The sequence below is a fragment of the Sphingomonas mucosissima genome, assembly GCF_002197665.1.
GTDB classification, from domain to species: Bacteria; Pseudomonadota; Alphaproteobacteria; order Sphingomonadales; family Sphingomonadaceae; genus Sphingomonas; species Sphingomonas mucosissima.
The window spans coordinates 286388-299741 of sequence record NZ_NBBJ01000002.1 but is presented as its reverse complement, the minus strand read 5'-3'; the positions used below and the strand labels follow the sequence as shown (position 1 = coordinate 299741).

Sequence of the window (13354 nt, the reverse complement as noted above, 5' to 3'; positions counted from 1 at the left end):
CTGCCGCGCGAAGACTTCCCTTGCTCTCCACGGCGATCGTCGCAAAGGCACGCCGCGAGGTCCCTGCCGCCGAGGCATGATCGCCCACGCCAGGCCCTCCGTCCCGCTGGGACGATTGATCATGCGCATGCCGGATTGCCCGAATGAACGTCGACCATTTCGATTTTGACCTGCCACAGGAGCGGATCGCCCTGCGCCCCGCCGCCCCGCGCGACTCCGCGCGCTTGCTGGTGCTCGATGGCGGATCGACGCACGACCGCATCGTCTCCGATCTCCCCAGCGAGCTGCGCGCCGGCGACCTCCTCGTCTTCAACGACACCCGCGTGATCCCCGCGCAACTTGAAGGCACGCGCGGCGCGGCCAGGATCGGCGCCACGCTCCACAAGCGCGAAGGGCCGCGCCGCTGGCGTGCCTTTATCCGCAATGCCAAGCGCCTCCGCGATGGCGATCCGATCGACTTCGGTAATGGCGTCACGGCGACCGCCTCCGATCGCGCGCAGGACGGCAGCTTCGCGCTCGACTTCGCCGGTGAGGAGCCGGTCGAACTGCTGCTCGAGCGCGCCGGTCGCATGCCGCTCCCGCCCTATATCGCCGCCAAGCGCCCGACCGATGAACGCGATGCGGACGATTACCAGACGATGTTCGCGCGCGAGACAGGCGCCGTCGCCGCTCCCACGGCAGCGCTGCACTTCACCCCGGGCCTCATGACCGCGCTGAAAGCCGCAGGGATCGGCCACGCCACGCTGACGCTTCATGTCGGCGCGGGAACGTTCCTGCCGGTCAAGGCGAGCGACACCGACGACCACCAGATGCACGCCGAATGGGGCCGCATCGATCAAGCCACCGCAGACCGGCTCAATGCCGTTCGCGCCGGCGGCGGCCGTGTCATCGCGGTCGGAACCACCTCGCTGCGGCTGATCGAAAGCGCGGCCGGCACCGACGGGCTGGTGCGGCCGTTCGAAGGCGACACGTCGATCTTCATCACGCCCGGCTATCGCTTCCGCGGTATCGACGGCCTCCTCACCAACTTCCACCTGCCGCGCTCGACTCTGTTCATGCTGGTCTCGGCGCTGATGGGGCTGGAGCGGATGCAGGCCGCCTACGCCCACGCCATCGAGAATGGCTACCGTTTCTACTCCTACGGGGACGCGTCGTTGCTGCTTCCCTGAGCTGCTTGGCATGCTGGGTGGCCGGTGGGCACCTGACGAGGCGTCGGCCTCCGGGGAGCAGGTCTGCGGGTGAGGAACGAGGTAAAGGATTATACGGGCGCGCGCTTCTATCGTAATCAGGGCCGGTAGCGTTGCCAGCGCCAGCGGCAGCTCAAGGCGCGAACACGAGATCAGGGACGAGGATCGCATGTTGAAGGAAAGAACGGCAGCGTCGGATTCCCCGCCCGATATCGAGATTCCCGCAACGCCCCACATGCCTCCCGAAGCAGTGGAGAAGCTGACCGAACTGCTCGAAGGATCAAGCTGCTTTCTTGAATATGGCGCCGGCGGAAGCACCCGGCTCGCCGGAAGAATAGGTGTGCGGAATGTCTATTCCGTCGAAAGCGACAAGAGGTTTCTCGAAGCCGTCGGCAACGCCCTCGATGAGGACAATAGCGCAGCGACATTCCATCCGGTCTTCGCGGACATCGGCCCCACCAAGGAGTGGGGAAATCCGGTAGATAATTCCGGCGCAAGGCGATGGCCGGACTATGCGCTGGGCGTTTGGGATCTGTTGCGCACTCACCAAACGATGCCTGATCTCATCCTGGTGGATGGCCGTTTCAGGCTCGCCTGCACCCTTGCCAGCCTTTTGCACGCCCCCGCCGGCACCACGATAATGATCGACGATTACGTCAAGAGAGAACGTCACTATCAGGCGTTTACGCGCCACGCGAAGATCAAGCAGTTCGTGACACGGTGCGCCATCATCGAGGTGCCCGAGCGGATCGACTATCGATCACTCGCGGTAGATCTTGCGCGGGCATGTACGCAGACCCGGTAGCTCTTTTACTTCCCGACCATGCGGTACGCACAGACGCCAGCACCCATCATCACGCCCGCGCCGCGTCGCGCGCAACCACGTCCAGCGCCGCCAACCAGGCGCGCGCCATCTCTATGTGGTTGTGCCGCGCCCGCGCGCGTTCCTGACTGAGCTGGGAGCGCTCCGCGAAGTTCTCCAGGTGTGCGGTCGCCGCGGCGAGCAGCGCTTCCTCGTCGTCATAACTCTCCACTTGCGACACGGCCGGGAGCATCAGCAGCTCGCTTGGGATATCGTCACGGCGTGCCAGCACCAGGGCGCCCGCCAGTTGCGCCTCGACGACCTCGTTTTCGTAGAGACCGAGAAACATGCGACGCCCGTCCGGAGTGCGCGCCAAGCCCTTGACGTGTTCGCTGTGTTCGAAGTCGATCGGCATGTAGAGCCACAGCCGGTTGAGGAACCGGTCATAATAGTCGCGCAGGGGAAGCGTCGGAACTCCCTCGCTGCCCAGCGTGTCCACCTCCTCGCGCACGCTCAGAAAGCGCAGGTCTGGCCATTGGTCGCGCAATTGCTGGCCCAGCTTGGTGATGTGGCGCCGCGCGCGCCCCGTGTCCGCGCTCTTGGCCAGGTCCAGTCCGATCGCCGGCACCTCGCCACGTCCGTTGCCGTTCAGCCACTCTGCGATAAAGCCGCGCGGGACATAGCGCAGGCGCCGCTTCTGCTCGGGAAAGTGCGCGCGCACGATCTGCTGGTCGGCGCGCAGCGATAGCGTCACCAGGTCGAATTCTTTCAAGAAAGAAGCCACCCGCACAGAATCGCGGCCGGGCTCCCCCGTGAACGCACGCGGCACGTTCTTGGTGCGGATCATGGAGGGGCGACGGAGTTCGGGCAGCAGCGGCAAGTCCCGAGCGTTATAGCTCTGCCAGATCAGCACATCTGCCGGCTCCAGGTCCGCCACGCCCGCGAGCGGCTTCACGTCGAACTGCCCGCCGAAGCGCGGCAGGTCATCAAAGGTGCGGTAACCGGCGCGGCGCAGCCAAGCGTGCGGATTGCGGCCCTCCGTGTGCGGCAAGTACAGCGTCACGTCGCAGCCATGCGCCTCGAAGCCGAGTGCTTCGTTCAACGACATGGCGGCGTTGAAGCCCGGTTTCAGCGCCGTGTGCAGTCCAACAATGGCAATTTTCCGCAACGCGCCCTCCTCGCCTCATGTCCCCACCGCCGGGCTCACGTGCAGCATGGCCGAACAACAGAAACTGCTCCGGTGCAAGCAGGCAATGACCCCTTTTTCCATTACTCCCATCGCGTTGTTTCGTTACGCTTTCCCGCCTTCTTGGCTCAATCTGTCCATGCTGGGGTCGGCGCCGATGGGCTGGAGCGGATGCACGCGGTGGGTGCCCATGCCATTGAAAACGAATATCGTTTCTCCTCATATGGCGAGGCATCGCTGCTGCTTGCCTGACATGATTGCGCCGAGATTCCATGGCAACGCCAGTTCGTGATAGGCGCAGCCGCCGGTTGCGGCCTTACCCGAGGAGTTGAAATGCCGGGCGTTCTTGATCGCCGCCAGTTGCTATGCGGCGCCGGTTTGGCCAGCGGCGGCCTGGCGCTGTCCGCGTCCCTGCCCGCCTGGGCACAAATAGTCTCCAGCGGCGTGGTTAAATCTCTGCCCACCGTCTCCGGCGAAGACATCACATTGCGCATCGGCCACCAGATGGTCGAGATCGACGGCAAGCGCAGCCATGCGATCGGCATCAACGGCACGGTGCCGGCGCCCTTGATCCGGCTACGCGAGGGGCAGAATGTCCGCCTGCATGTCGAAAACACGCTGGACGAGGACAGTTCGATCCACTGGCATGGCCTGATCCTGCCGTTCCACATGGATGGCGTGCCGGGCGTCAGCTTCCCGGGCATCAAGCCGCGGTCGACCTTCACCTACGAATTCCCGATCGTGCAATCGGGCACCTATTGGTATCACAGTCACTCCGGCCTGCAGGAGCAGATGGGGCTGTACGGGCCGATCGTGATCGATCCGAAGGGCGCCGACCCGATCCAGTCGGATCGCGAGCATGTGATCGTCCTCTCCGATCACAGCGCGATGCATCCGCACGCCATCTTCAAGAAGCTCAAGCAGCAGGGCGGGTATTTCAACTTCCAGAAGCAGACGCTCGCCAGCCTGCTCGCCGGCAAGGACCAGCCTGCGGACGAGCGCAGCCGGTGGGGTGCCATGCGCATGGACCCGACCGACGTGGCTGACGTGACGGGCAGCACCTATACCTATCTCGTCAACGGCCATGGCCCGCGGGACAATTGGACCGGGCTTTTCCAGCCCGGAGAGCGCGTCCGCCTGCGGCTCATCAACGCGTCGGCGATGACCACCTTCAACCTGCGCATTCCCGGGTTGGAGCTGATCGTCGTCCAGGCGGACGGGCTCGCCGTCCGGCCGGTGCCGGTGGACGAAATGCAAATCGCCGTGGCGGAAACCTATGACGTCATCGTCCAGCCGAAGGACGACCGGGCCTACACGATTGTCGCGGAAAGCGTGGACCGCTCCGGCATGGCGCGCGCCACCCTGGCGCCGCGATCGGGTATGACGGCGGCTGTCCCGGCGCTGCGCCGCCGCCCGCTTGCCGACATGAAGGACATGGGCATGGGCGCGATGGATCACGGCTCAGGTGGCCACGGGAGCCACCATCCCCAGGCCGCCGCCTCGACAGCGCCACCGGCCGCCCACGGCGACCGAGGCATGCATCACCCGGCCGCCCCCAGCACCTGCACGCCCGAACACGCGGCCATGGGCCATTGCTCGCTGCCAAGCGCTCCAAGCCAGGACGCCGCGACCGGCGCCGCGGCGACCGGCAGCAACCATGGTGGTGGGGCTCACGGGGCAGGCGGGATGAACCATTCGATGCGCGACTTTTCGGTCGCGCCCGAGGTGAAGAAGACGCCAACCGTGCAAACGATCTCGCCCATGCCGGTGGACCGGATGGGCGAGCCCGGCCAGGGGCTGGAGAACGTCGGTCACCGCGTGCTCGTCTATACCGATCTCCAGGCGGTGGAGCGAAACCCCGACGTGCGCGCGCCCGATCGTGCCCTGCGCGTCCATCTCACCGGCAACATGGAACGCTATATGTGGGCGTTCGACGGCGAGAAGCTGAGCGAGGTGAAAAAGCCGATCGCGTTCCTGAAGGACGAGCGCGTGCGCGTGACGTTGGTCAACGACACCATGATGGGCCATCCCATCCACCTCCATGGCCATTTCTTCGAGCTCGTCACCGGCCACGGCGCTTATGCGCCGCGCAAGCACACCATCCAGGTGCAGCCTGGCGGCACCGCCACGTTCGACGTGACCACCGACGCGGTCGGCGACTGGGCCTTCCACTGCCACATGCTGTACCACATGCACGCCGGGATGATGCAGGTCGTCTCGGTCAGACCGCGCGACGAGGCAGCCGCATGATCGCGCTCCTTCTCGCCGCTGCGGCCATGTCCGGCATTGGCACGGCCCCGCAGTCGATGGATCACGCGCATCATGCCAACGCGCCATCGACGTCCGCGAACGCGCCGGCGGCAGTGCCCAAGCCCGATCCGGCGGCGACAAAGCCCGAAGCTTCACCGGCCGCGCAAAAGGACGGGCATCATCACGCCCCGGTCGCCACGAGCAGCGCCGCCGATCCCTCATGCCCGCCTGAACATGCGGCCATGGGCCATTGCCGGCCGAAAGCGGCCGACACGGTATCCGGCAAGGCCGAAACCAGGCCAGAGGGCACGGCATTGCAGGCCGGCAATGCCCCTGCCCCGGCCGCCGCTGTGGCCAATTATGCAGATCGCGTCTGGGGCACGGACGCCATGGCCGCGGCGCGCAAGACGATGCGCCAGGAGCATGGCGGGATGACCGTCTCGCAGGTGATGCTGGATCTTGCGGAGGTTCAGGTTCGCAACGGCGCCGATGGTTATCGCTGGGAAGGCGCGTTCTGGTACGGCGGTGACATCGATCGCCTAACCATCAAGACGGAAGGAGAAGGCTCCTTCAATGGCAGCGCGGATGCCGAGGTGCAGGCACTCTACAGCCGCGCAATCGGGCCGTATTTCAACATGCAGGCGGGCCTTCGTCAGGACTTCACACCGGGTTCGGACCGGACGTACGCGACGGTCGGCTTCGAAGGCCTCGCGCCCTATTGGTTCGACATCGAGGGCGCCGTGTTCCTGTCGGATCAGGGCGACGTGTTCGGCCGGCTCGAGGGATATTACGACCAGCGGATCACCCAGCGCCTGGTCCTGCAACCCCGCGCCGAGCTGAACCTGTCCGCGCAGGACGTTGCGTCCCGTCGCATCGGCTCGGGCGTAACCGACGCCGAACTCGGCTTGCGCCTGCGCTACGAAATCGTGCGGGAGCTGGCCCCTTATGTCGGCGTCTCGTGGGAACGCCGGTTCGGCAGCACGGCCCGCTATGCCCGCGCGGACGGCGATCGCACCGGCGGGTTCAGCCTTGTCGCCGGTGTAAGGGCTTGGTTCTGAACCCATCCGCTTGGCAAGCCGATCCGGCACCTTACCCTTCATCCATATCCAGGGAGGCTGCCCAAGCGTTACCACGATAACGCAATCCACTCGCAACAACATTGACTCTGATAACGGTTCGCATTAGCCGCCTTTCAACAATATCGAAGGGGGCATCATGAAATCGTCTTTGGCGCAGAAGAGCACGTCGCTTCTCGCGCTCTCGTGCATCGGCTTTATCGCAACGGCGCAGTCCGCCGAAGCCCGGGACGCCGACGCGCCGGCCGCTTCCGCTTCGCCGCAGGACCGGACGGCTGCAAGCGCGACCGACGATGATCCCAGCGACATCCTGGTGAATGGCCAGCGCGAGCGCAGCGAACTTCAGGGCCCCAAGGCGATCGCGCCGCTGGTCAACACGCCGCGTTCTGTCGTGGTGCTGCCCAAGGACGTCATCGAACAGACCGGATCGACCACGCTTGCCGACGCGCTGCGCACCGTACCCGGTATCACCTTTGGCGCAGCCGAAGGCGGCAACCCGGTCGGCGACCGCCCCTTTATCCGCGGCTTCGACAGCCAGGGCTCGACCTTTGTTGACGGCGTCCGCGACACTGCCGCGCAAAGCAGGGACACGTTCGCGGTCGAGCAGGTGCAGGTCGTCCGCGGCTCGGACTCGACGCTCGGCGGCCGCGGCAGTGCCGGCGGATCGATCAACATCATCACCAAGTCGCCGCAGACCACGGACTTCGTGCGCGCCAGCGCCAGCGTTGGTAATGCCGACTACAAGCACGCCGCGCTTGATGTGAACCAGTATCTCGGCAACGGCATCGGCGTTCGCATCGCGGGCATGTGGCATGATCAGGATTTCGCTGGCCGGGACGCGATCTGGGCGCGGCGCTGGGGCGTGGCGCCCTCGATCACCATCGGCCTGGACAGCGACACGCGGCTGACGGCGTCCTATTATTATCTGGAAAGCCACGAGCTGCCCGATTCCGGCATTCCCTATCTTTATACGATCGGCAATGCGCCGGGCACGGGCGAGATCTATGTCGAACCGGCGATCGGCCGGGTCACCACCATTGCCGGCGTCACCGGCACCGTCGATCGCGACGCCTTCTACGGCGTGAAGAGCCGCGACTTCCGCGACACGCAAACGCATCAGGCCAGCATGCGGGTCGAGCATGATTTCGGCGGACTCACCCTGCGCAACACGTCCCGGTTCAGCCACAACAAGCAAGATTACATCTTCACCCAGCCGGACGATCAGCAAGGCAACGTGTTCGGCACCGCCGCCGGCTCTCCGGCAACGGCCGGCGGCTTGGTCTGGCGGCGCAGCAACACGCGCTATGGCTACGCGCAGGGCCTCACCAATCAGACCGACCTGTTCGGTGAGTTCAACACCGGCGCGATCAAGCACAGCATCGCAACGGGCGTGGAATTCAGCTGGGAAAAGGCGCGCCGCGGCACCTATGCCGTTGCCAACGGTTCGACCATCACGCCGCGCCGCTGTACGCCAGAGGCGCTCGCCCGCTTCTACTGCACCAGCCTGTTCGATCCGAACCCGAACGATCCGTGGGTCAATTACGCGAGCGACACGTCCTCGGTAGCAACACCGATCGTGAAGAACCCCCTTGCGACGGAAACGCAGAACAACGCCCGGACGATTTCGGCCTACGCGTTCGACTCGATCACGCTCCTGCCATCGCTGATCCTCAACCTGGGCGCGCGCTACGACGATTTCACGTCCACGCTGACCCCGGGGCAAACGGCCACCGCGATGAGCAGCTTCCGCCTGACGCGCAACGACAAGCTGTTCAACTGGCAGGCAGGCCTGGTGTTCAAGCCGAGCCGCAACACCTCGCTCTATGCCAGCTACGCAACCGCCGCGACGCCGCCGAACAGCCTGCTGGGAGAAGGCCAGGAAACGAACGCGATCCCGACCACCACGACACCCGAGAACCTCGCGCTGTTCAACAGCCTGAAGGTCGAGAAGACCAAGTCGTATGAGGTCGGCGCCAAGGCGGATCTGTTCAACGAGCAGCTGGCGGTCTCGCTCGCCGCCTTCCAGACGGACACCACCAACGCACGCGTGACGGGCCCGAACGACACCATCGAGTTCATTGGCGAGCGCCGCATCCGCGGCATCGAGTTCAGCTTCAACGGCAATGTCACCCCCTGGCTGTCGCTCTTCGGCGGGTACACGCACCTCAATCCGAAGATCGTCGACGCCGGCTTCACCGTGCTCACCGCGCCGGCGGTGACGTCCAATGGCGTCACGCTGCAAGCACCGCGCAGGGTGCCGGTCCCGTCGGTAAGCAACGGGCGGCAGGCACCGCAGACGGCGAAGGACAGCTTCACACTCTGGGCCAATCTTACGCCGCTGAAGGGCCTCTCGATCGGCGGCGGCGCCTTTTACATGAGCCGCGTGTTCGGTGGCTATTCGGACAACCGCAGCGCCACGCAGAGTGCCGCCGGTGTCGTGACGGTCACCCCCGCGACAAAGGTTCGGATCGTGACCGTGCCCGAATATTGGCGCTTCGATGCCCGCCTCGGCTACACCATCAACGAGCGCATCGACCTGAGCGTCAACGTCCAGAACCTGACCAACGAAGTGTACTTCCCGCAGGCGTTCACCGCGCATTATGCGTCGATCGCACCGGGCCGGACGGCATTCGCCACATTGGGGCTGAAGTTCTGACCGAGCGCCTCGACGAACTTTCGCCCGATCAAGTGCGCGCCCGTCTCTCCGGTTCACCGGAGGAACGGGCGTCGCTCGTTCGCGCCGGCGCGCAGCAGGGTGTCGCCGAGGCGCAAGCCGTCTGGGGGCAAATGCTCCTTGACGAGGGAAAGCCGCGCGAAGGCTTTTCTTGGTTCAACAAGGCCGCCGCTCAGGGGCACCTCATGGCGCTGAACATGGTCGGTCGCTGCTACGATCAGGGCTGGGGCGTCGCGATCGACAAGGCCCGCGCGGCGGAATGCTTCCGCATCGCGGCCGAGCGCGGGCTGGACTGGGGCATGTACAATTTCGCAACGGCGCTCACGCTCGGCGAGGGCGTGCCAGAGGACAAGGCAGCGGCGCTCGCCTGGTTTGAAAAGGCATGCGCGCTCGGCAATGCCAAGGCGATCAACTATATCGGCAGCTTCCACGAGGATGGCTGGGTCGTGGCGCGCAACATGGCGGTCGCCGCGGATTGCTACGCCCGCGCTGCCGAGGGCGGCGACTTTCGCGGCGCCTTCAATCACGCCCGGATGTTGATCGCCGACGCGCGCTACGATGAGGCGCGCGAGTGGCTCGCGCGCTGCGCCCAGTCGGCTACACCTGCCTTTCTCGATAAAGCGGCGCGATGGCTCTCCGACTCCCCGCGCCCGGCGCTCGCCGAGGTGCTTCGGTCAGCGCCGCCAATCGCCAGGGCGGACGGTTAAGCCGCCGCTTCCTCCATCAGCGCCTTGGCCTCTGCGCCGGCCCAATCCATCGCGCCGCTCACGCGCCACAATTCGCGGCCCTCGGCATCGAACATGATGGTGGTGGGCAGGTTCACCTTATATGCCAGGCTCAGCCCCAGGTCAGGATCAACATAGGGCGCCAGGTTCGCGAGCTTGCGCTCGGTGAAGAACGGCCCGACTTTCTCGCGTTCCATGTCCTGGCTCACCGCCAACACGCGGATCTTGCCGCGCATGGCCGCGGCTGCCGTGTCGAGGCTCGGCATCTCCTTGATGCACGGCGCGCACCATGTCGCCCACAGGTTCACCAGCACGGGCTGGCCGCGGAAATCAGCCAAACTGGTCTTCTTGCCGGCCGGATCATAGAAGGAGACCGCCGGCGCGGCCTCTCCCTTGTGCGAGCGATCGACCGTTCCGGCGGCAGCCGGCGGCTGCTTCGTGCCGGGCGCCACCTCGTCGGATGTCACCGTATCCGGGGCAGCGACGTTTGCTTGCTCCGGCGCAGGCGTTTGCCTATCGCAAGCTGCGGCCGCCAATGCGGCCCCGAGGAGAAAGACGGTTCCCGAGCGCGATGGCATGAGCGATTCCAACCAGATGTGGGGCGGCCGTTTCGCCGAAGGCCCGGCCGCGGTGATGCGCGAGATAAATGCCTCCATCCCCTTCGACAAGCGGATGTGGCGGCAGGACCTCCGTGGCAGCCAGGCGCACATTGCGATGCTCGCGCAGCAGGGGATCGTGGATGCGGGTGACGCAGCGTCGATCGCGCACGGGCTGGAACAGGTCGCGGCCTATTACGAGGCAAACGGCGTCGCCGAGGATCTGACGCTCGAAGACATTCACATGCAGACGGAGGCACGGCTCGCCGACGCGATCGGCCCCGCGGCCGGGCGCCTCCACACCGCGCGCAGCCGCAACGATCAGGTCGCCACCGATTTCAAGCTCTGGGTGCGTGATGCGATCGACCAGACGCTTGCCGCGCTGACCGCGTTTCAGCACGCGCTGCTCAACCGCGCGGAAGAACATGCCGCCAGCGTGATGCCCGGCTTCACGCACCTGCAATCTGCCCAGCCGGTGACGCTCGGGCATCACCTCATGGCCTATGTCGAAATGGCCCGCCGCGACGTCAGCCGTTTCGCCGACGCGCGCGCCCGCATGAATCTCTCCCCGCTCGGCTCGGCCGCGCTGGCAGGCACCGGCTTCCCGCTGGATCGGCAAGCCACAGCCGCCGCGCTGGGCTTCGACGGGCCGACCCGCAACTCGCTCGACGGGGTGTCGGATCGCGATTTCGCAATCGAATATCTCACCTGCGCCGCGCAATGCGCGCTGCACCTGTCGCGGCTGGCCGAGGAGTTCGTGCTGTGGGCCTCGCAGCCGTTCGGCTTTGTGTCCTTGAGCGATCAATGGTCCACCGGCAGCTCGATCATGCCGCAGAAGCGCAACCCGGATGCAGCCGAGTTGGTGCGCGGCCATGCCGGCCGCATCGCTGGCTGCCTCGTCAGCCTGATGATGACGATGAAGGGGCTCCCGCTGGCCTATTCGAAGGACATGCAGGACGATAAGCCGCCGGTGTTCGAATGCCACGACCTGCTCGGGCTGTGCCTGGCGGCGATGACGGGCATGGTGGAAAGCGCGACCTTCCGCACGGAACGCATGCGCGCGGTGGCCGAGAGCGGCTTCGCCACAGCGACCGACCTGGCCGATTGGCTGGTGCGCGAAGCCGGCGTTCCCTTCCGAGAGGCGCACCACATCACCGGCCGGGTCGTCGCGCGTGCTGAGGCGCAGGGCCTGCGGCTGGACGAGCTGCCGGTCGAGGATCTCATCGCCATCGATAGCCGGATCGATGCCCGCGTTTTCGACGTCCTGTCGGTCGATGCCTCGGTTGCCAGCCGCACCAGCTTTGGCGGCACGGCGCCGGACAACGTCCGCGCCGCCATCCGCGAAGCACGCGAGGCGCTGTCGTGAAGGCCGGCGTCCTCTTTCTGGCGGTTCTGCTGGCGGGGTGCGGCGCCTCCCGTGGCCTCCAGCCGGCGGAGGGTGAGCCATTGCCGGTGGCGCCTTATGGTGCCACCGCGACGCCGACTCCCGCTGACCTGCTTCGGCCGCAACCGCAGGCGCGGCCCGGCCGCAGCGACGAACTGCTGCGCAACTCCGAGGAGCGGCGCAGCGATGAATTTGACCTCCCGCCAAGGTAAGCAATGGATCACTTCGCGCTTGTTGATGGAGAGCTTCATTGCGAAGCCGTTCCGCTGTCCCGCATCGCTGCGGAGGTGGGAACGCCCGTCTATGTCTATTCGGCCAACACCCTGCGGCGCCACGCCCAGGTGTTTCGCGACGGGCTGAAACCGGCCGGGCGCGTGCACGTGGCCTATGCGATCAAGGCCAATCCGAACATCGCGGTGCTGAACGTGCTGGCGCGTGAAGGCTATGGCGCGGACGTGGTCTCCGGCGGCGAAATGGCGCGCGCGCTTGCGGCTGGCATGCCGGCGGAGGACATCGTGTTCTCCGGCGTGGGCAAGACCCGGGCTGAACTGATCAAGGGGATCGAGGCAGGCATCGGCCAGTTCAATATCGAGCTGGAGGAGGAAGGCGTCGTCCTGGCGCAGCTGGCGGCCGCCCGCGGCACAAAGGCGCGCGCCGTTCTGCGCGTAAACCCGGACGTGGATGCCGGCACCCATGCCAAGATCTCGACGGGCAAGCGCGAGAACAAGTTCGGCGTGCCGATCGATGAAGCCGCCGGCATCTTTGCCCGCTTGTCGACGCTCGACGGGCTCGACCTGCGCGGCGTCGCCATCCACATCGGCAGCCAGCTGCTCGACCTCTCGCCGCTTGAAGCCGCCTATACCCGGACCGGCGCGCTCGTCGCCGAACTCCGCGCGGCCGGCCACACCATTACCCATGTCGATCTCGGCGGCGGGCTTGGCGTCAACTACAAGGCCGGCGACGTGCCGCCCGATCCTGCCGACTTCGGTGCGATGGTTGCCCGCGTGACCAAGGACTGGGACGTCACCTTGATGTTTGAACCCGGCCGCGTGATCGCCGGCAATGCCGGGGTGCTGTTGACCGAAGTAATCTGGGTAAAGCCTGGCGTCACGCATCCTTATGTCATCGTCGATGCCGCGATGAACGATCTCGCCCGCCCTGCCCTTTACGATGCCTGGCACGATTTCGAAGCCGTGCGCCCCAGTGGCGAGCGGATGGTCGCCAGCATCGCCGGCCCGGTCTGCGAAACCGGCGACACCTTTGCCCGCGATCGCGAAATCGATGTCGTGAAGTCCGGTGATCTCGCGATCTTCCGCACCGCCGGCGCCTATGGCGCCACCATGGCCTCAACGTACAATTCGCGGCCGCTGGTGCCCGAAGTGCTGGTCGATGGCGATCGCTACGCCGTGGTCGCCGACCGTATCTCCGCGGAGACGATCCTCGCCGCGGAGCGCGTGCCGGACTGGCTGTGAGC

The 13354-nt window shown here is 66.0% G+C and carries 11 protein-coding genes; 9 read left to right on the top strand and 2 right to left on the bottom strand.

Translation table 11 applies throughout. The features are described 5' to 3' along the window. The first annotated feature begins 143 nt into the window (after positions 1–143). Together queA and SPMU_RS08580 are read left to right on the top strand one after the other, a co-directional pair. A complete protein-coding gene (gene queA / locus SPMU_RS08585; RefSeq protein WP_088333461.1) occupies positions 144–1169 on the top strand; it encodes a tRNA preQ1(34) S-adenosylmethionine ribosyltransferase-isomerase QueA in 1026 nt (341 codons plus the stop codon). A 187-nt stretch (positions 1170–1356) separates the two neighbouring features. Continuing rightward, complete coding sequence (locus SPMU_RS08580; RefSeq protein ID WP_088333460.1) at positions 1357–1992, top strand: hypothetical protein; 636 nt, start codon at positions 1357–1359, stop codon at positions 1990–1992. A gap of 49 nt (positions 1993–2041) precedes the next feature. Here the strand turns inward: SPMU_RS08580 and SPMU_RS08575 are convergent, their stop codons facing one another. After that, positions 2042–3157: a hypothetical protein gene (locus SPMU_RS08575; protein WP_088333459.1), complete on the bottom strand. Its 1116-nt coding sequence runs from the start codon at positions 3155–3157 to the stop codon at positions 2042–2044. A 351-nt stretch (positions 3158–3508) separates the two neighbouring features. Between SPMU_RS08575 and SPMU_RS08570 the strand changes: the two genes are divergently transcribed. The 4 genes from SPMU_RS08570 to SPMU_RS08555 all read left to right on the top strand — a co-directional run bounded on the left by SPMU_RS08570 (position 3509) and on the right by SPMU_RS08555 (position 9882). Next, a complete protein-coding gene (locus SPMU_RS08570) occupies positions 3509–5425 on the top strand; it encodes a copper resistance system multicopper oxidase (protein WP_088333458.1) in 1917 nt (638 codons plus the stop codon). Further along, a complete protein-coding gene (locus tag SPMU_RS08565; RefSeq protein WP_088333457.1) occupies positions 5422–6483 on the top strand; it encodes a copper resistance protein B in 1062 nt (353 codons plus the stop codon). Before SPMU_RS08570 ends, SPMU_RS08565 begins: the two co-directional genes overlap by 4 nt. A 157-nt stretch (positions 6484–6640) precedes the next feature. Further along, entirely contained in the window at positions 6641–9157 is a 2517-nt protein-coding gene (locus tag SPMU_RS08560; protein ID WP_088333456.1) for a TonB-dependent receptor, read from the top strand. A 32-nt stretch (positions 9158–9189) separates the two neighbouring features. Further along, positions 9190–9882: a tetratricopeptide repeat protein gene (locus SPMU_RS08555; protein ID WP_245832921.1), complete on the top strand. Its 693-nt coding sequence runs from the start codon at positions 9190–9192 to the stop codon at positions 9880–9882. Here the strand turns inward: SPMU_RS08555 and SPMU_RS08550 are convergent. Then, on the bottom strand, positions 9879–10478 hold the full coding sequence (locus tag SPMU_RS08550; RefSeq protein WP_088333455.1) for a TlpA family protein disulfide reductase: 600 nt from the start codon (positions 10476–10478) through the stop codon (positions 9879–9881). The genes SPMU_RS08555 and SPMU_RS08550 overlap by 4 nt on opposite strands. Before the next feature lie 16 nt (positions 10479–10494). Here SPMU_RS08550 and argH point away from each other — a divergent pair, with 16 nt between their 5' ends. The 3 genes from argH to lysA are packed head-to-tail and all read left to right on the top strand — an operon-like array spanning position 10495 to position 13352. Continuing rightward, positions 10495–11862 carry an argininosuccinate lyase gene (argH, locus tag SPMU_RS08545; RefSeq protein WP_088333677.1) on the top strand — a complete coding sequence of 456 codons (1368 nt, stop codon included), beginning with the start codon at positions 10495–10497 and terminating at the stop codon, positions 11860–11862. Continuing rightward, the gene (locus SPMU_RS08540) at positions 11859–12092 is read left to right on the top strand and encodes a hypothetical protein (RefSeq protein WP_088333454.1); all 234 of its coding nucleotides are present in this window, start codon (positions 11859–11861) and stop codon (positions 12090–12092) included. Before argH ends, SPMU_RS08540 begins: the two co-directional genes overlap by 4 nt. Positions 12093–12095: 3 nt before the next feature. Continuing rightward, positions 12096–13352, top strand: coding sequence for a diaminopimelate decarboxylase (gene lysA, locus SPMU_RS08535; RefSeq protein WP_088333453.1), 1257 nt, complete (start codon positions 12096–12098; stop codon positions 13350–13352). Positions 13353–13354 lie beyond the last annotated feature (2 nt).